This is a genomic window from Rheinheimera gaetbuli, assembly GCF_054781935.1.
In genome coordinates, this window is the sequence record NZ_BAAGTL010000002.1 from 135,590 (window position 1) to 156,925 (window position 21,336).

Annotated in this window: 14 protein-coding genes and 3 tRNA genes; 3 read left to right on the top strand and 14 right to left on the bottom strand. The window is 48.1% G+C overall.

Features of this window, described 5'->3' with window-relative positions; genetic code table 11:
- Positions 1–68: 68 nt before the first annotated feature.
- From ACYVIC_RS03860 to ACYVIC_RS03895, 8 genes are all read right to left on the bottom strand, one after another.
- Positions 69–145: transfer RNA gene (locus tag ACYVIC_RS03860), tRNA-Arg, on the bottom strand.
- Between the two features lie 63 nt (positions 146–208).
- A tRNA-Arg gene (locus ACYVIC_RS03865) sits at positions 209–285 on the bottom strand.
- Positions 286–299: 14 nt separating this feature from the next.
- Positions 300–389, bottom strand: a tRNA-Ser gene (locus tag ACYVIC_RS03870).
- A gap of 165 nt (positions 390–554) precedes the next feature.
- Positions 555–755 carry a carbon storage regulator CsrA gene (gene csrA, locus ACYVIC_RS03875; RefSeq protein WP_460857437.1) on the bottom strand — a complete coding sequence of 67 codons (201 nt, stop codon included), beginning with the start codon at positions 753–755 and terminating at the stop codon, positions 555–557.
- 297 nt (positions 756–1,052) lie between these two features.
- A complete protein-coding gene (gene alaS / locus ACYVIC_RS03880; protein ID WP_460857572.1) occupies positions 1,053–3,671 on the bottom strand; it encodes an alanine--tRNA ligase in 2,619 nt (872 codons plus the stop codon).
- Positions 3,672–3,701: 30 nt separating this feature from the next.
- Positions 3,702–4,151, bottom strand: a complete 450-nt coding sequence (locus ACYVIC_RS03885; RefSeq protein ID WP_460857439.1) for a regulatory protein RecX — start codon at positions 4,149–4,151, stop codon at positions 3,702–3,704.
- A complete protein-coding gene (locus ACYVIC_RS03890; RefSeq protein WP_460857441.1) occupies positions 4,151–4,873 on the bottom strand; it encodes a hypothetical protein in 723 nt (240 codons plus the stop codon). Before ACYVIC_RS03890 ends, ACYVIC_RS03885 begins: the two co-directional genes overlap by 1 nt.
- A gap of 112 nt (positions 4,874–4,985) precedes the next feature.
- Complete coding sequence (locus tag ACYVIC_RS03895) at positions 4,986–6,962, bottom strand: S46 family peptidase (protein ID WP_460857443.1); 1,977 nt, start codon at positions 6,960–6,962, stop codon at positions 4,986–4,988.
- A gap of 187 nt (positions 6,963–7,149) precedes the next feature.
- Between ACYVIC_RS03895 and ACYVIC_RS03900 the strand changes: the two genes are divergently transcribed.
- Positions 7,150–7,638 carry a TIGR00645 family protein gene (locus ACYVIC_RS03900; protein WP_460857445.1) on the top strand — a complete coding sequence of 163 codons (489 nt, stop codon included), beginning with the start codon at positions 7,150–7,152 and terminating at the stop codon, positions 7,636–7,638.
- A gap of 36 nt (positions 7,639–7,674) precedes the next feature.
- A complete protein-coding gene (locus tag ACYVIC_RS03905) occupies positions 7,675–11,244 on the top strand; it encodes a hybrid sensor histidine kinase/response regulator (protein WP_460857447.1) in 3,570 nt (1,189 codons plus the stop codon).
- Here ACYVIC_RS03905 and ACYVIC_RS03910 read toward each other — a convergent pair.
- From ACYVIC_RS03910 to ACYVIC_RS03925, 4 genes are all read right to left on the bottom strand, one after another.
- The gene (locus ACYVIC_RS03910; RefSeq protein WP_460857448.1) at positions 11,241–11,969 is read right to left on the bottom strand and encodes a substrate-binding periplasmic protein; all 729 of its coding nucleotides are present in this window, start codon (positions 11,967–11,969) and stop codon (positions 11,241–11,243) included. The two genes, ACYVIC_RS03905 and ACYVIC_RS03910, sit on opposite strands and share 4 nt — an antisense overlap.
- Positions 11,970–12,157: 188 nt before the next feature.
- Positions 12,158–14,779 (bottom strand): methionine synthase, encoded by a 2,622-nt coding sequence (gene metH / locus ACYVIC_RS03915; protein WP_460857450.1) that lies wholly within the window; start codon positions 14,777–14,779, stop codon positions 12,158–12,160.
- Positions 14,779–15,843, bottom strand: a complete 1,065-nt coding sequence (locus ACYVIC_RS03920; RefSeq protein WP_460857452.1) for a homocysteine S-methyltransferase family protein — start codon at positions 15,841–15,843, stop codon at positions 14,779–14,781. The genes metH and ACYVIC_RS03920 overlap by 1 nt, the downstream gene beginning before the upstream one ends.
- 43 nt (positions 15,844–15,886) lie before the next feature.
- Positions 15,887–16,813, bottom strand: a complete 927-nt coding sequence (locus ACYVIC_RS03925) for a homoserine O-succinyltransferase (protein ID WP_460857454.1) — start codon at positions 16,811–16,813, stop codon at positions 15,887–15,889.
- 371 nt (positions 16,814–17,184) lie between these two features.
- Here ACYVIC_RS03925 and ACYVIC_RS03930 point away from each other — a divergent pair, with 371 nt between their 5' ends.
- On the top strand, positions 17,185–18,303 hold the full coding sequence (locus ACYVIC_RS03930; protein ID WP_460857456.1) for a DUF3103 family protein: 1,119 nt from the start codon (positions 17,185–17,187) through the stop codon (positions 18,301–18,303).
- Between the two features lie 258 nt (positions 18,304–18,561).
- Here ACYVIC_RS03930 and ACYVIC_RS03935 read toward each other — a convergent pair whose 3' ends face one another.
- Entirely contained in the window at positions 18,562–19,053 is a 492-nt protein-coding gene (locus ACYVIC_RS03935) for a hypothetical protein (RefSeq protein ID WP_460857458.1), read from the bottom strand.
- Positions 19,054–19,062: 9 nt separating this feature from the next.
- Positions 19,063–21,309 carry an eCIS core domain-containing protein gene (locus tag ACYVIC_RS03940; RefSeq protein ID WP_460857459.1) on the bottom strand — a complete coding sequence of 749 codons (2,247 nt, stop codon included), beginning with the start codon at positions 21,307–21,309 and terminating at the stop codon, positions 19,063–19,065.
- Between the last annotated feature and the right edge of the window lie 27 nt (positions 21,310–21,336).

Here is a 21,336-nt window from a genome sequence, read left to right on the forward strand (position 1 = left end):
CGTCAGTTTACGTCAAATCAGAATGAAAAAACCCGCTATGGCGTTAGCCGTAGCGGGTTCTTCGAACATGGTGGACGCAGGAGGATTCGAACCTCCGACCGCTCGGTTCGTAGCCGAGTACTCTATCCAGCTGAGCTATGCGTCCGTTGTGTTGCAAATTGTAGCACACTTTATTTAATGCACCGTGCTAAGTGCAGCCCAAATCAGGTGGTGGACGCAGGAGGATTCGAACCTCCGACCGCTCGGTTCGTAGCCGAGTACTCTATCCAGCTGAGCTATGCGTCCGCTCTGATTTAAAATGGCGGAGAAAGAGGGATTCGAACCCTCGATAGAGTTTCCCCTATACACCCTTAGCAGGGGTGCGCCTTCAGCCACTCGGCCATTTCTCCGCTCTGTGTTGCGGCGTGTATATTAATGTCTCAGGAAAATAAGTCAAACAATTTTTGGAACTTGGCCAACTGTTTGCTGACCTTTTAAGCAACTCAGTGTGATTTAGTCATAAAACGTACAAAAATGGCATATATCGTCGACTAACCACAGCAATAACAAGCAAATTAGTCGTCTTCACCATAGGTTGGGCCAGTAGTGCCTTTTTCTGCCTGTATACGCATATAAATTTCTTCACGGTGAACAGACACATCTTTTGGTGCGTTTACACCAATACGCACCTGATTACCCTTTACGCCTAGCACCGTTACAGTAACTTCATCACCGATCATCAGTGTCTCACCAACACGACGAGTAAGTATTAGCATTCGTTTGCTCCTTGTTCCTTTTTCCCAGCGCGACTTACACCGGTATACACTAAAACGCCGTATCATAACCCAGCAGACTTGCCGATTAAAAGTAAGGCACTTAAATAAATGACATTTTATCACAGCAGTTTTGCTGTCTTAACGTTGTATTGTAACAATCTGTATGTCGTTGCCAGCAAATATTCGATACTTCACCGCGGCAATAAGGCAAACAGCCGTTTAAAACGCCAGCGTACCTGTTTTACCAGACAACAAAAAAGGGCGCATGCGCCCTCTTCTGACAACATAGAAAGCAGTTTAGCTCAATTTTTCACTGATATAGCTTTTCGCTTCGCTAACTACCTGAGTAAGTGCAGCAATATCATTACCACCGGCCTGAGCCATATCCGGCCGGCCACCACCTTTCCCACCCAGCTTCTCTGCTGCCCAACCTACCAGGTGCCCTGCGTGCACCTTGCTGGTTAAATCGCTACTGACACCGGCAATCAGGCTTATCTTATCGTCATTTACAGTAGCTAGCAGGATCACGGCCGGGCTTAACTGATTTTTCAGCTCATCCAACATGGTACGCAGCGCCTTGGGGTCAGTTGCGGGCAGTTGTGTTACTAATACCTTAGCACCGGCAACCTGCTCGGCTTGCTGCAATAAGGATGCGCCTGCCTGACTAGCCATTTTAGCTTTTAGCTGTTCAATGTCTTTTTCCAGTTGGCGGCTGCGCTCCAATGCTTGTTGCACCCGCTCTGCAATGCTGAACACATCACCTTTAAGCGCACCAGCAACGGCTTGCGCCTGTTGCTCTAACTGCTGTACAAAAGCGACAGCACCAGCACCGCTAACAGCCTCTATCCTGCGCACTCCTGAAGCAATACCTGCCTCTGAAACAATTTTGATCAAGCCAATATCGCCTGTGCGCGTCACATGAGTGCCACCGCACAGTTCAACAGAGAACTCACCCATGCTCAGTACGCGAACTTCGTCATCATACTTTTCGCCAAATAGCGCCATAGCACCGGCTGCTTTTGCCTGTTCAATAGGCATCAGACGGGTTTGCAGCTCTAAATTCAGCTGTACCTGCTCATTAACCATGGTTTCAATAGTGCGCAGCTCTTCTGCTTTTACCGCTTCAAAGTGACTAAAATCAAAGCGCAATCTGTCAGGGCCAACTAATGAGCCTTTTTGCGTAACGTGCTCGCCCAATACCTGGCGCAGTGCTGCATGTAATAAATGGGTGGCAGAATGGTTTTGCTTTATTGCACTGCGGCGCGCACTGTCTATTTGTACGTCCACTTTGTCGCCCACCGTTAACGCACCGCTAATGCGGCCTTTATGCGCAAAGGCTTTGGCTACCTTAATGGTATCTTCTACCTTGAACACCGCACCGTTGCTCAGCGTCAACGTGCCGCTATCGCCCATCTGACCACCCGACTCGGCATAAAACGGTGTGTTATCCAGAATAACCAAGGCCTGGTCACCATCGTTCAGGCTATTTACTGCCTGGCCGTTATGCAGTATTTCTACTACCTGTGCATTGCCAAATTCATGCTCATAGCCGGTAAAGTGAGTTTGCTGGGTTGATGTCAGGGTGGCATTGTAATCAGCACCAAAATTAGATGCTTGCTGTGCACGTTTACGTTGCTCTGCCATTGCAGCTTCAAAACCAGCCTGATCGATAGTCAGATTGCGCTCGCGCGCGACATCGTTGGTTAAATCAACCGGAAAACCATAGGTGTCGTACAATTTAAAAACCAGCTCGCCCGACAGCTCAGTGCCGGTTAAGCCGGCCAGCGCGTCTTCCAGGATCACCAGGCCGCGCTCCAGCGTTTTACCAAACTGCTCTTCTTCCAGTTTAAGCACTTTTTCTACCACAGCTTGCTTTGCTGCCAAATCGGGATAGGCCTCGCCCATCTGAGCCACTAAGGCGACAACCAGCTTGTAGAAAAACGCACCCTTGGCACCCAACTTATTACCATGGCGCACCGCACGGCGCACAATACGGCGCAGCACATAGCCACGGCCTTCATTAGATGGCTGTACGCCGTCAACAATTAAAAAAGCACAACTGCGGATGTGGTCGGCAACCACGCGCAGCGATTTGTCGGCTAAATCTGTGGCACCGGTAACCTCTGCTGCCGCTTTGATCAACGCAACAAAGGTATCAATTTCGTAGTTACTGTGCACGTGTTGCAAAATAGCGGCTATGCGCTCTAACCCCATGCCGGTGTCTACGCTGGGTTTAGGCAGTGGCTCCATCCGGCCATCACTGTGGCGGTTAAACTGCATAAACACGATGTTCCAAATCTCAATGTAACGATCGCCATCTTCTTCAGCTGAACCCGGTGGCCCGCCCCAGATATGCTCGCCGTGATCATAAAAAATCTCGGTACAAGGACCGCAAGGGCCAGTATCACCCATGGCCCAGAAGTTATCCGACGCATAAGCAGCGCCTTTGTTATCGCCGATACGGATAATCCGCTCTGCCGGTACGCCGACATCGTTTAACCAGATGTTGTAGGCTTCATCATCGGTTTCGTAGACAGTTACCCATAACTTTTCTTTGGGCAGCTTAACCACTTCAGTTAAAAACTCCCATGCGTAAGCAATGGCATCTTGTTTAAAGTAATCGCCGAAGCTAAAGTTACCCAGCATTTCAAAAAAAGTGTGATGGCGGGCGGTGTAGCCGACGTTTTCAAGGTCATTATGCTTACCACCGGCACGCACACAGCGCTGAGCAGACACTGCCCGGTTGTAACTGCGCGGATCCTGCCCCAGAAAAACATCTTTAAATTGCACCATACCGGCATTGGTAAACAATAAGGTGGCATCGTTGCCTGGGATAAGCGAGCTGCTTGCCACTATCTGGTGCTGTTTGCTGGCAAAATAATCTAAAAAAGCGTGCCTGATAGCGGCAGATGTCATAGTCATGAAAAAATCCTGTTCACTTTGGTTTTACGTTGTCTGCTCAAGGGCAAATTGAATTTGTTCGTTGCTAAAGCCACGGCGCTGTAAATATGCCATACGTTTTTGTCGTTCACGATAATCCGCTATATCATTGTCAGCATATTTTTTTCGATAAACCTGCAATGCCAAATGAAACCAGTCGGTTTGCACCGCAGCCTCACTTTGCAGCACGTGTTGTCGTGATATTTGTTGTGCCCGGCATTCCTGTACTATGTAGTTCAGGCCATAGCCTTTATTGATCCGGCTTCGTAGCAGCATATCAATAAAACGTTGCTGATCCAGATAACCCTGTGCTTTGCACCAGAGCATCACCTGCTCAATATCTGCTGAATCACCGCCCTGGCGCAGCAGACGCTGTCGCAGTTGTGCCTCACTGTAATCACGCCGGCTAAGCCAGGCCAAAGCACGCTGTTGCAATGTAGCCAACTCAGTATGCATTATACTTCCAGCACACCTTCATCCTGTGTTTTTACCTGAAGGGCAAAAAACTCGTTAAAAGATAAAAAGAAAGCTATGTTAAGCACCGGCACCACGACCAGCAAGCCGAGAAACATTGTCGGCATGGTAAGCATAATCAACCCCATACTCAATAGCGCAAACAACACCAAGGGTACAATATTACGCCAGCACGCGGTGAAGCTGGCCTGCACAACGGCAAACAGACGATGCTCCTGTAAAAAATAAGCAATGGCCACGGCATAGGCAAAAATCATCCAAACCAGTACCGACGCACTTACAAAAGCCAGCACAGTAAGGCTATCAATAAGCTCTTGCTGGTGTTGTTGCATCAATGTCGACGCCAGCATGCTTACCGGAATAGAAGCTAACAGATTCAAGGCGGCCAACCGCACAAAGACAGCCCGGCACGCGCTTTCCTGCAACGGCGTAAACAGCATACTAAAGTCGATGGTTTGCTTTTGTTGTACCGCAACAATAGCTTTATAAACACCCGCCGTTAAAAACGGGTTTAACATTATTGCGGCTATCGCTAACACCGGATGAAGCTGACTTAACAGCGCCATAGCGGCCAGCGTAACGAACATCAGCACCCATACCAGTGGCGCCTGCACAAAAATATGCCAACTCTGTTTTAGCCAGCCCAATGCAGCAAGCGCTGGCGCGCGCCGTATAACAAGTTTAATTTTAAACTGCTTTTCCACCTGAACTCCGCAATATTTGCCTGCAGCACTGTATGCGCTTACCGCTAATGATACTGCAAAACAGCGTAAAATAAGAGAGGCTGGCGCTATTGCTGATAAATGAAGATAGCGCCTAGTTGCTCACTGACAGCAGTTGCTGCAACAAACTACGCCCGGTGTCGCTTTGTTGCAAATGCCACAAGATAAACCGATTGTCGACATGTACTGCTCTACTGCGTTCAGCGTCATAGTGCCAGTTAGCAAGCAGACGTTGCCCAGCCCCAGTGTACATAATACCTACCACCTGACCATTCAGGTCAAAAGTAGGTGCGCCTGTGACGTCGCCACAACTGTCAACACTTGACAAAAAATTGGCATAGACGCGGCTTTCCTGACCATCAGCACTATCACTATGTTGCAAACGACTGAAGGGCAAATACCACACCGCATCTCTTGGCTGGTAGCCACTAATTTTACCAATACTAAACCGTAAATCACCGTTTGCTTCAGCATAAGTGGGTTTATTCTGCGCATCGTTGTAGGCCATGATGACCTCCATTAATGCTGATCTGGCAAGTTCCAGCTCAGCAGCCAGCTGCTGCCGCTGCTGTGCCAGTTGTTGCGACGTATGCTGCATTGCGACCGCAAAATTGATCAATGGGTCATCGCTGCTGGCAAACGCAGTACTATCAGCATCAAGCCAGGCCAGACGGCTCGTGTTACGGGTCAGCCCGGTTAAACGATATATCGCAGATAATTTATGCCGGACAATTTCGCGGTTAAAGCCGTCACTCAACGCAAAGTATTGGTCCAACGCTGGCAAACGTAATGCTTGAGGTAATTCTGAGTACAACTCGAGAAAATGCAATGCCAACGCCTGATCAGTTCTGACATCAAGCTGTGTTTCAAGCTGCTCAAGCTGCTGCTGTAGGCTTACTCGGCGTGCATGACGCCCTTTAGTGTCTTCAGACAATGCATGCGAATACAACTGCACCGCAAGAGCTGGCAACCTGGCATAGTGCAGGTTTTCCAGCACCTGGTCACGTAACCTTAGCTGTTGCTGCTGTTGTTGCAACTGACGAAAGCGCTGCAATGCTGCACCATAAAGTTGCTGGCGCACCGGGCTGGCGTTTATCCAGTCACGGATCCGCTGCTGAGTTTGTTGTCGCCTGGCAATCATTCGCCCTTGCTGATACTCAGACAGCATGGCTTGACGACGCTGGTACTGCTGACTTAAAGCTGTTTGCAATGCAATGGTATCTGATTGCACGCTACCTAACTCCTGTAACAGGTCGATAGTCCGTTTTAGCTGTGCCTGCATTTGCGGATATAACTGTTCAAATAAAAATTGCAGCTCTTCCACTGAACTATAGCGCTGGCTTTGCGGCACGAAATCAGGCACCAGCACCTTTTGCTGTTCCGTTACGCCTTCAAACGTCATCTTACTGTAGGGTAAAGACACTGCCTTGCCGTCGGCTTGATATACCCTTAGCAGCGTAAAGTCGGCATCATAGCGCGGCCAGTGTGTATCATCCTGCTGTAGCGGTTTTTGCTGTGGTAAATACACCAGCCTGACATCTGAAAATGGCTGATAATATTGCAAATAAAACTGCAAACCATAGTGCAGCTTGTGTAAGCGACAATAGCGGCCTTGTTGCTGGCAGCGGCTAAGAAGCTCCTGCTCCAGCTGCAACAGGCGCGCAGAGCGTGCAATTTCGTTGCTGGTTTCGTTTAATTGGCGGTTAATCGATACCGTCACATCCTGCAGCTCTACCGGCTGATATACAGTTAGTCCGGACAGCCGTATTTCTTCCAGTTGTTGCGCTGTAGCAAAGCCTGCAGAGGTTTCTGCTGTCAGATAGGGTGCTATGCAGCGGGCACTGGTAAGCAAAAGACCATTGGCAGTAACAAACACCGCGCTGCATTCACCCAGCTTCACTACCGAATGGTTAATAGTGTTTAATGCCGCAGCATTGTTTGCCAGATTAAACTGGCCGTCAGGCACGACGTTGTAACCAGACAACTGCCGTGGCAACCAAAAACCCTCGCCAGCCTGAGCGCAAAAACCACTCAATAAACACAACAGCACTAAAACAGCTAATAATTTCATACACTGATATTGATAAATATTCTCCAGCGCACGCTACCACAACAGCGCAGCAGGCTTATATTGCTTGCGGTAAAGCACCGGATTTTGCGACCACTGCCACTGACAGCGCTGACAAAAATCAGCAGCAGTGCTTGATATCTGCCTTGTTGCCCGCATAATACGGCGATTGCTCTATACGGATAATGTTATGGAAAATTTTATTGAAAAGCTGATGTACTCGTCGCGCTGGATCATGGCGCCAATTTATTTGGGTTTAAGCCTTGCACTGCTGGCATTGGGGATTAAGTTTTTCCAAGAGGTGTTTCACATATTACCCATCATCCTGAGCATGAAAGAGGTAGAGCTTATTCTGGTTGTGCTGGCGTTAATTGATATTGCGCTGGTTGGCGGCCTGATCGTCATGGTAATGTTCTCTGGTTACGAAAATTTTGTCTCACGGCTGGATTTAGAGGGTAACGACGACAAACTCAGTTGGTTAGGTAAACTTGACTCGGGTTCACTAAAAAACAAAGTTGCCGCGTCAATTGTTGCTATTTCGTCTATTCATCTGTTGAAAGTATTTATGAATACCGAAAACATCGCTAATGACAAAATTATGTGGTACCTGCTAATACACATTACCTTTGTATTATCAGCGTTTGCTATGGGTTATCTGGACAAAGTACTTCGAAAATAGCCTGATATCTGCCATCCGACCTACAGGAGCCTGGCTTTGACAATTCAGCGGCTTGCACCAACATTAACATGGCTAAGTATAACGCTGCTGGTTTGCTTTTTTGCCTGCCAGGTTGTTGCTGCACAATATGGCACCCCGCTGCTTAGCAACTTTAAGCCGAAAGACTACAATGGTGGCACGCAAAACTGGGCTGTAGTGCAAGACAAGCGTGGCTTGCTCTATGTCGGTAATAATGTCGGCGTTATGGAATTCGATGGTGCACAATGGCGGATGATACCGACACGCAATAAAGCCGTTGTACGCTCTCTGGCATTAGCCGACAGCGGCCGCATTTATGTCGGTTCTAAAGGCGAAATTGGCTATATCGACCCAACATTACCGCAAAATCAGCAATATATTTCGCTACTCTCTGCAGTGCCTTCACAGTACCGACAATTTCAGGATGTCAGACAAACCTTTGCCACCGCAGACGGGGTTTACTTTTTTAGCCGTGACTATATTTTCCGCTACGACGAGCAACAAGGTAGCCAGATGAAGGTATGGCACAGCAGCAGTACCTTCCTCAAAGCATTTAAGTTAAACAATAGGTTAATAGTAAAAGAAGCGGATACTGGCCTGCTTGAGCTACACAAAGATGATTTTAAATTGCTACCGGGTTCTGAGGCCTTTAGCCGCCTTAATTTGTTTATGTTGGAACAGTTTGACCAGAACACCCTGCTCGCCGCCAGCAGAGAAGGTAAATTATATCTTTTTGCCGGGCAAAAGCTGACTGCCTGGCAAACTAATATCGATGACAAACTACAGCAAGCGCGTATTTACACTGGCCTGCGGCTGGAAAACGGTGATTATGCGCTGGGTAGCAGCCAGGACGGACTTTTTATTGTCGGTGCCGATGGCCAGCTAAAAAGCCATATTAATAAAGTCTTTGGCTTAGTTGATCAGAATATCAGAGCCATGTTTCAAGACCACCAACAAGGCCTGTGGTTGGCAATGGACCATGGCTTAAGCCGTATTGATCTGGCAGCAGCGATTTCACAATACAACAGTGCGCATGGGCTGCAAGGCAATGTACTGGCATTACATCAACATAAAAACACCCTATTTGCCGGCACCAGCCTTGGCTTATTCAAAAAAAGCCAACACAACAGTTTTGAACAGATACCGGGGCTACAAAAGCAAACCTGGGACTTTGCCAGCCTGAACGACAGTTTGCTTATCGCAAACAGTACCGGCGTATACCGCTATGACGGACAGCAAGCAACGCTGGTGCGCAGTTCCGCTCAGGCATCTAAAGTATTGTATCCGTCGCCACAGCAACCCGAGCGGGTTTTTGTTGGCTTACAAGATGGCCTGGCCAGTATTTTGCGCCAGCCTGATGGCAGCTGGAAGGATGAAGGCGTTATCGCCGGTATTCAGGGTAACCTCAATAGCATACTGCAAACTGAAAACGGCGATATCTGGCTAGGCACCTTAGCACACGGCTTATACTTGTTGACTTTGCCCAACGGCTGGCCCGACAGCAACGCACCGGTAGTGGTGAAACAGTTTAACAAAACTGCCGGCTTACCCAGCACTAACCGAAACTCTGTACATTGGTATAAAAATCAGTTGCTTTTCGCTACCGTCGCCGGTTTCTATCGGTTTGACACCCAACAGCAACGTTTTAATCTTGACCCTGAACTAGGCTCGGCGTTTAGTAACAGCCAACCCTGGGTGCGTTATCCGCAAACCGATAAAAACAACAACATCTGGCTATTAACCTGGGACAACGACACCGGCAGCCGACAGGCAGGTATGTTGCTTGCCGACGGTAAAGGCCAGTATCAGTGGCAATCATCGGCACTGCAACCGCTGCTTGATATCCCGCTGGATACTTTATTGATCGACGAAGAAAACGTGGTGTGGTTTGGTGGTGCTGAAGGCATTTTCCGCTTTGCTATAAGCGAGCACCGTAATCTGCCACCTAAACAGCCGCTGTTACGTCAGGTTCGTGCCCTGGCAGGTGAGGTGTTCTATCATGGTGGTGATTTACCGTCGAAGCTGGCACTTAGTGCAGGGCAAAACCAACTGCGTTTTGATTATGCCAGCCCAAACTACAGCCACCTGTTTTTGCCACAGTTTCAGGTGAAGTTACACGGACATGACGACGACTGGTCAGCCTGGAACGACGAGTTATACCGCGATTATACTAACCTGCCCGCCGGTGATTATCAGTTTATGTTACGCAGCAGGGATCATTTAGGTAACCTGGTGTTATCTGCCCCACTCGCGGTGCAGATCCCTGCGCCCTGGTATCTGTCTGCTGCAATGATACTGCTGTATATTGCCCTGCTGCTACTGGCCATTTATCTGTTATTGAAGTGGCGCACCTGGCAGCTAGAGCAGGAACAACGGCGCCTTACGCTATTGGTGCAGCAACACACTGCACATCTAAAGCATGCTATGCAGCAACTGCAGCAGGCAAAACAAACCGCTGAATCCGCGGCCCAGGCCAAGAGCGAATTTCTGGCTAACATGAGTCATGAACTGCGTACGCCGTTAAATGCCGTGCTGGGCTTTGCCGAACTGGCCCAGCAGAGCCATAACCCGCAGCAGCAAAACAGCTACGTGGCCAAAATTCACGCCTCTGGAAAAATTTTATTGAGCATTATTAATGACATACTCGATTTCTCTAAAATAGAGGCAGGTAAACTGGAGCTGGAATGCCAGCCTTTCAGCTTGCGCAGCATGCTAACTCAGATCAGCGATATGTTTAGCGCCCAACTGGCCGAAAAACAACTGCATTTCTCATTACAACTAGACGCCACGGTTCCGGATTCATTTAGCGGTGATAGTCTGCGGCTCAGTCAAATACTCATTAACCTGCTGAGCAACGCTATCAAATTTACCGAGCGCGGTACGATAACGCTGAGCGTCAGTGCGACAACTACCACACAGCATAGTTTGCTAAATTTTGCCGTAACCGATACCGGTATTGGCATTAGCGAGCAGCAACAAAAGCGCTTATTTATCGCTTTTAATCAGGGTGACAGTTCGGTAAGCCGCAAATACGGCGGTACAGGGCTGGGCTTGACTATATGTCAGCGATTACTCAGTCTGATGCATAGTCAGCTTAGTGTTGTCAGCAACAGCGGGCAAGGCAGCACTTTTAGTTTTAACATTACCTTAGCGCGTGTCGACACCGTGCCGTCACCTGCAACAGCCATAGAAGCGGCGACAAATCGTGCTGACCTGGCATCCAAATATACAGTGTTACTGGTAGAGGACAATTACTTTAATCAGGCACTGGCACAGATCATTTTACAAAAGCTCGGATATCAGGTTTTAACCGCCACCAATGGCCAGGCAGCGCTGGATTTATTACAGCAAAAAAAGATAGATTTAGTATTGATGGATATTGAAATGCCAGGCATTAATGGCTACGAAACCACACAGCAGCTGCGAAAATCGGCCAATATGACCAGTATACCGGTTATTGCAATGACAGCGCATCACGGCAGCGATACAAAAAACGCCTGTATAGCAGCAGGAATGAACGATTTGCTGGTAAAACCCATTGAAGCAGAGAGCCTGGCAAAACGCTTACAACAGTGGTTACAGCCTTAATCATTGCAGTAAAAACGATTTGGCAGCAGCTGATTTTGTTGCATAAAATAACTCAGCTGCAGTTGCTGATACCAGTTATCCATCAATACACTGAGTAGAGCTCTGTCAAAGTCACGTTGTAAGTCAGGGTCTTTAAAAGCAGCGCGGTAGAGGCTGGAACCAAATAGCTCATGCACTTTTACTGCCATGGGCGAACTGCTGGTTTGCTGATGATGCATGAAGATATTGCGGTCGAGCACTATGGCCTGAGCCCTGCCACTGAACAGCATTTCCACTTGCGCTTTTTGATCTACAGTTTCAAGGTAGCCAGGATTATGCACAACCGCATCACGATAATCGGCTCCTAACACCTTGCTAGCACCCTGAAAAGCTACCAATAGTTTATCGGATAGATCAGCAGGATGCGTGATAGGTAGCTCATCTCTGGCAGGAGTGATCAATACATTTTGATAACGAATATAGGGCTGGGAAAAATACACTTCAGCGTCTATTGCATCATTTGGCTGTAAAGTCGCAATATCACCGTTACCACTGTCCAGCAAGGTACGGATACGAGAATTGGGAACAAACACAAACACCGCCTCATGCCCCATGCGCCGCACGACTTCACGTAGCAATTCAATCTCATATCCGCTAACGGTTTCCAGCCGGATATAAGGCGGTTTATTTTGCCCAACCAACACATTAAGTGCAGCAGCCTGAGCACTGGATGCAAATGCTGACATAACCAGGCTGCATACTATCAGTACGAACCAATAAACAAATTTTAGCATCAGGTGCTCCTGACGTTATTTTGCCTAAGTTTAGCTGGTTTTACCTAACTACAACGAATAAATGTAAGCTAATTGCTTAACCACCATAGCAATTAGCTTAAGCTATAACAAACACTTAACTGAGGCTGTACTCTGTGTTACTAACGCAAATTCGGTGCCAGCCAGCTTTGTGCTACATCCGTGCTCCAGCCTTTTTTCGCCGCATAGTCATTTAGCTGATCATCAGCAATTTTACTCACGGCAAAATACTTGCTGTCAGGGTGGCCAAAATACCAACCACTTACCGCTGCCCCCGGCCACATGGCATAGCTTTCGGTCAAGGTAATACCGGTTTGCGCTTCCACATCCAGCAGCTGCCATAGTGTGCCTTTTTCGGTATGCTCCGGGCAGGCCGGATAACCGGGTGCCGGCCGGATGCCCTGGTACAACTCGCGAATAAGCTGCTCGTTATCAAGCGTTTCATCGGCGGCATAACCCCAATATTCGCGCCGTACTTTTAAGTGCAGGTATTCGGCCAAGGCCTCGGCTAAACGGTCGGCCAGCGCCTTTACCATTATGCTGTTGTAATCATCATGCTCGGCAGCAAATTTGGCGGCAAATTCATCGGCGCCAAAACCGGTGCTCACGGCAAAGCCGCCGATATAATCTTTTACGCCGCTATCAACCGGGGCGATAAAATCGGCCAGACTACAATTGGGTGCATTGTTTCGCAGCTGTAACTGTTGGCGCAGGTTATACAAACGCACTTTTTCGGTGGTGCGGCTCTCGTCGGTGTAAACGATAATATCTTCACCGTCGCTGTTAGCCGGAAATAAGCCAAACACCGCCTTGCCTTTAACATGACCGTCGTTAATCATGGTATCCAAAATGGCATTGGCGTCTTTAAACACCCGGCGGGCCTCCATGCCAACTTCAGCATGGTTTAAAATGGCCGGGTATTTGCCGGATAACTGCCAGGTTAAAAAGAATGGCGTCCAGTCTATATAGTCACGCAAAATATTGAGATCAACATCCTGCCATAGATGCACCCCGGGCTGTTTCGGTGCGGGTGCCACTTTTGTTAAATCGAGCTGGAATTTATTCGCTTTGGCCTCAGCAAAACTAAGCAGCTTTTCGCCAGGGCGACTACGGGCATGTTGCTCGCGCGCCACCACATACTCGTTTTTAATCCGGCTTAAATAATCGTCTTTGCTATCGGGCGTAATTAACGACTGCACCACCGACACACTGCGCGAGGCGTTAGGCACATACACCACGCCGTTGGGATAATTGGGCTCAATTTTAACCGCGGTGTGCGCTTTAGACGTAGTGGCACCGCCAATCAGCAGCGGTTGGGTAAAGCCTAAGCGGGTCATTTCTTTGGCGACATGCACCATTTCATCCAACGATGGCGTAATCAGGCCGGATAAGCCTATTACATCGACATCGCGCTCTTTCGCTACGCGCAAAAGCTCAGCGCAGGGCACCATTACGCCAAGATCTATCACTTCAAAGTTATTACATTGCAGTACAACGCCAACAATGTTTTTGCCGATATCGTGCACATCGCCTTTTACCGTGGCCAACAGCACCTTGCCCTGGGCGCGGCCGCCTTCTTTTTCTTGCTCAATAAAAGGCTGTAAATAGGCCACCGCCTTTTTCATTACCCTGGCCGATTTCACTACCTGCGGCAAAAACATTTTACCTTCGCCGAATAAATCCCCGACTACGTTCATGCCGTCCATTAACGGCCCTTCGATGACATGCAGCGGTTTTTCGGCTTGCTGGCGGGCCTCTTCGGTGTCGATATCAATAAAATCAGTAATGCCTTTAACCAGCGCATGTTCCAGCCGCTTATTCACCGGCAGGCTGCGCCAGGCATCGTCGATTTTTTCTGCTACACTGCCATCGCCTTTAAACTGGGCGGCAATGTCCAGTAAACGCTCGGTAGCATCGTCACGGCGATTGAGGATCACATCCTCTACCCGCTCTTTTAACAGCTCCGGAATATCGTCATACACGGTAAGCTGACCGGCATTAACAATGCCCATGTCCATACCAGCGCCAATAGCGTGGTATAAAAATACCGAGTGAATGGCTTCACGCACCGCGTCATTGCCGCGAAACGAGAACGACACATTGGATACGCCGCCGGAAATTTTCGCATGCGGGCATAAGCGCTTTATCTCGCGGGTGGCTTCAATAAAGTCGACCGCGTAGTTATTGTGCTCTTCAATACCGGTGGCCACAGCAAAGATATTCGGGTCAAAAATAATGTCTTGTGGCGGAAAGCCTATTTGCTCCGTAAGAATTTGATAAGCGCGCTGGCAAATTTCGACCTTGCGTACTTTGGTGTCGGCCTGGCCTTTTTCGTCAAACGCCATTACCACCACGGCCGCACCATAGCGGCGCAGTAACCTTGCCTGGTGTAAAAACGGCGCTTCGCCTTCTTTTAGCGAAACAGAGTTAACCACTGCCTTGCCCTGAATGCATTTTAGCGCGGCTTCTATTACCTCCCATTTCGACGAGTCGACCATAATAGGCACCCGCGAAATATCAGGCTCTGATGCCAGCAGTTGCAGGTAACGCACCATAGCGGCCTTGCTGTCGAGCATCGCCTCATCCATGTTGATATCGATAATTTGCGCGCCGTTTTCTACCTGCTGGCGCGCAACATCCAGCGCCGCTTCATAGTCGCCGTTTAAAATCAGCTTTTTAAATTTCGCCGAGCCGGTAACGTTTGTCCGCTCGCCAACGTTGATAAATCGGGCCTGTTGTCGCATTACCACTCCAGAGAAAAGGCTTCAAGGCCGGCTAAATTAAAACTATGGTTGGGCGCTTTCGGTTGGCGCGGCGGCGCATCTTTCACGGCATCAGCTATCGCTTTGATATGCTCCGGCGTGGTGCCACAGCAGCCACCAACAATATTGAGAAAACCCTGCTTAGCCCAATCGGCAATTTCTGCTGCCATCTCGGTGGCGCCTAAATCATATTCGCCGAACTCGTTTGGCAAACCGGCATTGGGATGCACCGAGACATAAGCTTCTGATACGCCAGACAACGTTTCAACATAAGGCCGCAGTAAATCCGGGCCTAAAGCGCAGTTAAGGCCAAAACACACCGGCTCTACATGGGCCAGGCTGTGGTAAAAGGCTTCGGTGGTCTGGCCGGATAAAGTACGGCCGGAGGCATCGGTAATGGTGCCGGAGATCATCACCGGCAGTTTAAAACCCACTTCATCAAATACTTTAAGCACGGCAAAAGCGGCCGCCTTGGCATTTAGCGTATCAAAGATAGTTTCCAGCATAATAATGTCCGCACCACCTTCGATTAAGGCGTGGGTTGATTCAGTGTACGCATCCACTAACTCATCAAAGCTGACGTTGCGAAAGCCGGGGTCATTTACATCAGGCGATATCGACGCAGTACGGTTAGTGGGCCCCAACACGCCGGCAACAAAGCGCGGTTTATGCGGTTCAAGCTTGGTGACCTCATCACAGACTTTACGCGCAAGTGCAGCAGCTTCACGGTTAATGCGTGCCGATAGCCCTTCCATCTGGTAGTCGGCCATCGCAATAGTCGTCGCGTTAAAGCTGTTGGTTTCAACAATATCGGCGCCGGCCAGCAGGTATTGGCGGTGAATATCGGCAATGAGTTCAGGCTGCGTTAGCACCAACAAATCGTTATTGCCTTTTACATCGCTTGGCCAGTCGGCAAATTCGCTACCGCGGTAATCGGCCTCTTCCAGCCGATGCTGCTGGATCATGGTGCCCATGGCGCCATCGAGAATAAAAATACGCTTTGAAAGTAACTGACGAAAATGCTCAGGCGTTAGTCTTGCTGTCATAAAATGCTCGTTGTAATTCTTAGTCGTTTAAGCGTGCAGTAGCTTAAATGTTACGGCCAATCTGGCTTAGCTCAAACGGCGTGGCCTGATACACATAATAGTTCAGCCAGTTGCTAAACAGTAAAAAGGCATGACTTTGCCACAGCTTTTGCGGCCCCTGCAATGGGTCGTTGTTGCGATAATAATTTTCTGGCAACTTAGCGCCAACACCAGCTGCGAGATCACGCTGATATTCTTCATCCAGCGTGGTTAAGTCATACTCCGGGTGACCGGTAACAAATACCCGGCTGCCGCTGCTGTTTTGCAATAAATAAGCACCGGTAACATCGGCTTCGGCCAGTATATGTAAATCATCGTGCTGCTGGTACTTTTGCTTTGGCACCTGGGCATAGCGCGAGTGCGGCACTAAAAACGCATCATCAAAACCACGTACCAATGGGCACAGCGGCTGGCTTACCTGTTGCCAGTAGACGCCGGACAGTTTTTCACCGCGGATTTCGCGCTGCAAGCCATAGTATTGGTAAAGCGCCGCATGCGCAGCCCAACACAAAAATAAGGTTGAAGTAACATTGTTGTCAGCCCAGCGCAAAATATCGCCAAACTGCGCCCAGTAGGTTACGTCTTCATAATCCACCAGCCCCAGAGGCGCACCGGTAATAATTAAGCCATCATATTTTTGCTGCTGTACTTCAGAGAAATAACGGTAAAAGCAATTTAAATGGCTTGGTGGCGTATTTTTACTAACATGATCATCAATGCGCAGCAAATCCACATCCACCTGCAGCGGGCTGTTAGCCAGTAAACGCAGTAGCTGAATTTCAGTGGCTATTTTATTTGGCATTAAATTTAAAATAGCAATTCTTAAAGGCCGGATATCCTGCGACTGCGCCCGGCTTTCGGTCATTACAAACACATTTTCTGCCGACAACGCTTCCACCGCCGGCAACTGATCGATCACTTTAATAGGCATAGCCATACCCGGTTAACTGACATAAACGCTACTTTGCGCAAAACCGGCCACAAAGTCAACTTCTATACGTTTAGATGGCTAAAATGAAAAGCGATAATGTCAGCTTTGCTATACAACAAACTTTACTAGTAAGCCGGCATAACAACGTTAATCCGTAGCCGTAGTGAATAAGCTGCCTGTTTTTATTTTATACAGCAGATCAGAAGCTTAGGCTGGCACAAAGCTAATACAGGTACAATGCAGCATAAAATCGCACTTTTTTTAACAAAAATTAGTGTCATTACACTAAAAATACTGATACTGTCAGACCAGACTCAACTGGTAAGACCTGTTTAAGTCGCGTGCCGTTTTAAGTCGTAGCGGAGTATTTTATGAAAAATTTATTGTTATTCTGTATGTTATTCAGCGGCTTATCGCACGCTGATGACGCCAAAATCTATCTGCAGGAAAAACGTCAGGCCCTGGCGTTAAGCCAGGTGTTCACTGAGCTGGAACCGTTGTTGCGCCAACAGATTAATACCTATCAGCTTGCCGTAGGGGTAGATACGCTGTATCAGGCTGCGCCACAACTGGCGGTAACACGTCAACTACGCAGCAATGATATACAATTGCGTCAGCAAATGGCTGTAACGGCTGTTAGTGATCAGTTATTGCAATTAAGGTTGGCGCATCCTGATATGTTAGCGCGCTGGCAAGCTGGCCAAAGTCCGCTATTTGCAGTTAAACCTGCCGGCCCTAAGGCACAATGGCAATATGTTGAAGCCTTTGATGTTAGTGGCCGCATACATCAACTCGATCCTTATAACGTGCCGGAGCAACCGGTATTGGTAGTAGATACCGATAATAAAAAAGCGTTGCAGGCTGCTTTGCAAACCCTACGTAACGAGCTAACAAAACACAAGGTGCAACGGCAAGCATTAACCCAGCAGGCATTGGCCACAACTGAGCCTGTGCAGCCTGCATCATTGTCTTCTACCGTGCTGAAAAAGATTGCTTTGGATGATAATCACGAGCCCTGGATCTTAGGACAGTCAGAGATTTATGCCATCGTCACCGGGGTAAGCCCTGAGCGACATGAAGCCGTGATTGATATTGTTGATATGCCGTATCTGGACTATGCGCAGCGCGATTACTACCCTAATCAGGTACTTATTCATTGGCACAGGTACCGTTGGGGCGCTGCCGATATTATCTTGATGGAGCAGGACAGCAACACCAACTACAAAGAACTGGCGCAAATTTTGTTAAACGCCGCGGCCGATGTTATGCAAATGATCCCGGAGCCACAGGTACAGGGTTATGCATTGATCCCACAGATCACTGCCCGTATTTTGCAAGCCATCCCCGACCGCTGGATGACCAACAGTGATGATTTTGTTGATGTGTTTTATACCATTTTGCAGGATCAGCACTATACAGACCACTATGCGGCCGGTGCCAATGCCATCGCAACACTGGAGCCTTTAACCATACCGCTGACCAGACCTTAACCAAACCACCAGGCAGCCTGGCTGCCTGGATTTCCCTTTCTATAACAGACCACTGACAACTTCACCCGCTACAGCACGCTGGCGTTTAATGGCTTTTCCATCATGTCGGTTATCGGCACTATTTCAGCGCTGTTTTTTGTAGGGCTTTTATCGCACGTTAATACCCGCACTAAGTTTCCGGCGCAAGGTATTGTTTATATGGAGCATTCTTATCTGCTGCTGGCGATGATAACAATAAGAAAACCATACCAAATAACGTCATAGATTTTCAATTGAAACCTTAGCCGGCCCAACAAAACGCATGACATATTCAATATTAGCAATATAGCCAGCATCATTCCCCTTTATTTCTCTCATCGTCTTTATGAATCTCTGACCACAAAAAAATAATGCTTTCAACAATTCAACCTTAGGAAAAGTAGCCGTGCCAGTTAAGTTTCCGGTGATTTTTAGCTGCTCTCCAATAGGCTTAATCTCAAGGGTCCCTGAACGACTAAAGTAATTGACAGACACTGGTACATCACATGAAAGATCAGGTATAGCGCGCAAACACAAATTTTGAATCCATGGAATCAACTCATCCACAATGCTCACGACTTGCGTATCATCGCTACCATTTATTTTTATACAACCATCAATGGAAGTTTTTTTCGCTATTTCTTCTAAAAGCGCTTGAGAGGCATTAGCAATCTCAAATTCTGTGTAAAATTTAATGTAATCAAAAGTAATACTGTATGTTACGTTAATCATACCACCACCTTATATAACTTTTAATATAGCGCGCATTGTTGAAGCTGGATGATCATAATGATTGTTGGCGGGACTATTTTCTGGGAAGAATTGTCCTATATTCAGTGTGTTTGGTGCAACACCAGCAAGCCCTGCTATTTGGGCAGAGCCTCCTCCAGGCACAGCTTGATTTGGAATTGGTATACCAGGTAAAAGCCAATTTTCAGCAGCCGCCAGACCTCCGATTACTCCCGCGAGTTGCGCAAGTACCTGGACCCCAGCCCCAGCTCCCCATGTAACATCCCATTGTGTATTGTCAGGCTTTATCTCACCAAAATTAAAATGATTAGCAGTATGTCTGGTTAGAAAATGAGCCCAGTTCACCCCGGCAAGCATAGGTGCCGCTGCTGCATTGGTTAAGCTAGTATTAGCAATATTAATAGCTCCAACAGCTGTTATAAAATTCCCCCAATCTACTGCAAGCAGGGGCGAAGGAACACCTCCTATTGCTGCAGTTACTTGATTATTTAAAGGCGTTGCTATCATTCCTCTCAATGCGTTAGCGTTTGCTATCTGTGGGGCAGTTGGTGCAGCAGGACCTGCTGCAATTCCCTGAAGGGCGATAATGCCATTTACCGGGTTGTTCATTATATTATTCAATAAGCCAAGATTAATTCCGCCACCGCCATGTATGGCTGCTCGCAAGTTTGTTGCCGCTGTGTGTGCTGCATCAGCTTGATTAACTAATGCCGCAAAATTAGCCAATGGCGCAGCTGCCAAGGTATTATTGTATGCTGCGATTACCAATGCTAATCCAGCGGGTACAGCTCCAGCCGGAGCTTGAGAAAATGCAGGAATTTCACCGGCAAGTCGATTGAATGTTCCGGCAGCACCAGCAGCTTCTTTCGTGAGGTCATGAGCCAAATCGCCCTGACCTGGGTGGCGATTGACAACAGTATATAAATTACCTAATTGTGCCACCCCACCACATTTAGAGATCATATCTGTCAAAACATTCATGCTACCTGCACCCATTGAACCTAGTAATAATATTAGGTTAGGATCAGCTATGTTCGCTGGGCCGACCTCATTAATAATTGCAGGTATTTGTGTAGCAGCTGCTCCTGGAACTGCCAACGCAAGTTGACGGAGATTATTAAAAGGGACTGCATTTGTTTGTAGAATAAGTCCGTCTACCAGAAATGCATGGGCATCTCCCATTGCAACCAAAAGGTCCCGCTCATTCTGAACTCTTGTAAGAAGGTTAGTAGCTACTACAATTCGACCCGCATGATGATTTCCACCAATATAGCCATTAAGAGTATTTATTAAAGCATTAGCATTGGCTGCGGTACGAGCACCAATATAGGCACTCAAGGCGATATCAATTTGTTGGATTCCTCCTTGTGTTCTCGGATTGAACATACTTTTAGGAGTGGCAGCTTGGAATTCAGCTAAGCTCATTACCCTTTGAATGGGATACTGATCATTAGAAAAAGAAATTGCTTCTCTTTGAATGGAATTTTTACCATTTGCACTTCCGTTACTTTTAGCGAGTTCGCCCATGATATCGGCTTCTTGTTCCAAACCGGCGTCATCGTTAATATTTACTTTGCCTTTTAATTGCCGGGTTGGTTTTACCCTGCCCTGCTTTTGCTGCACTACATGCCAGGCTTCGTGGGGTAAATGCTTTTCCTGCCCCGGTGCGATGTGGATATCTGTGCCCTGGGCATAAGCATGGGCTTGCATAGTGGCCGGTTTGGCCGAGTTGTAATGCACTTTTACATCGTCCATCGCGTAGCCGGACAAAGATTCAATGCCGCTTTTTAGCTGATCCGGCATGCCGGTGTTATTAATGCTGGTATCTGCCTGACGCTGACTAACAACGGCAGGCTCAAACTTTCCCTGCAAGGGCTCTTCTTCCAGCCCGGCTTGCTGCACTACCGCAAATTTACCCTGCAATGGCTCTTCTTCCTCCAGCCCGGCTTGCTGCACTACCGCAAATTTACCTTGCATTGGCTCTTCTTCCTCCAGCCCGGCTTGCTGCACTACCGCAAATTTACCTTGCATTGGCTCTTCTTCCAGGCTTATTTGCTGGCTAACCAGGCCTTGCAGTTGTTTGCGCTGCAGCTGCTGCTGCGGGCTGTGCTGAATTGCCGTTACTTGTTCTGTTTGCTGTTGCAATAACTGGCTTTGCTGCAAGCTAGCGCTGGCGACACCGGCCTGCACCTGCTGCGCTACTGAACTGTCTTGAGTACGGCCTTTAGCAAATCTCATAATAAGTATCCTTTTGCTGTGCCAAAA

What these genes read in the sequence shown, in the direction of transcription:
- csrA (WP_460857437.1), bottom strand. Translation starts at nt 755, where the DNA reads ATGCTAATACTTACTCGTCGTGTTGGTGAGACACTGATGATCGGTGAT.
- alaS (WP_460857572.1), bottom strand. Translation starts at nt 3,671, where the DNA reads ATGACATCTGCCGCTATCAGGCACGCTTTTTTAGATTATTTTGCCAGC.
- ACYVIC_RS03885 (WP_460857439.1), bottom strand. Translation starts at nt 4,151, where the DNA reads ATGCATACTGAGTTGGCTACATTGCAACAGCGTGCTTTGGCCTGGCTT.
- ACYVIC_RS03895 (WP_460857443.1), bottom strand. Translation starts at nt 6,962, where the DNA reads ATGAAATTATTAGCTGTTTTAGTGCTGTTGTGTTTATTGAGTGGTTTT.
- ACYVIC_RS03900 (WP_460857445.1), top strand. Translation starts at nt 7,150, where the DNA reads ATGGAAAATTTTATTGAAAAGCTGATGTACTCGTCGCGCTGGATCATG.
- ACYVIC_RS03910 (WP_460857448.1), bottom strand. Translation starts at nt 11,969, where the DNA reads ATGTCAGCATTTGCATCCAGTGCTCAGGCTGCTGCACTTAATGTGTTG.
- metH (WP_460857450.1), bottom strand. Translation starts at nt 14,779, where the DNA reads ATGCGACAACAGGCCCGATTTATCAACGTTGGCGAGCGGACAAACGTT.
- ACYVIC_RS03920 (WP_460857452.1), bottom strand. Translation starts at nt 15,843, where the DNA reads ATGACAGCAAGACTAACGCCTGAGCATTTTCGTCAGTTACTTTCAAAG.
- ACYVIC_RS03925 (WP_460857454.1), bottom strand. Translation starts at nt 16,813, where the DNA reads ATGCCTATTAAAGTGATCGATCAGTTGCCGGCGGTGGAAGCGTTGTCG.
- ACYVIC_RS03930 (WP_460857456.1), top strand. Translation starts at nt 17,185, where the DNA reads ATGAAAAATTTATTGTTATTCTGTATGTTATTCAGCGGCTTATCGCAC.
- ACYVIC_RS03935 (WP_460857458.1), bottom strand. Translation starts at nt 19,053, where the DNA reads ATGATTAACGTAACATACAGTATTACTTTTGATTACATTAAATTTTAC.
- ACYVIC_RS03940 (WP_460857459.1), bottom strand. Translation starts at nt 21,309, where the DNA reads ATGAGATTTGCTAAAGGCCGTACTCAAGACAGTTCAGTAGCGCAGCAG.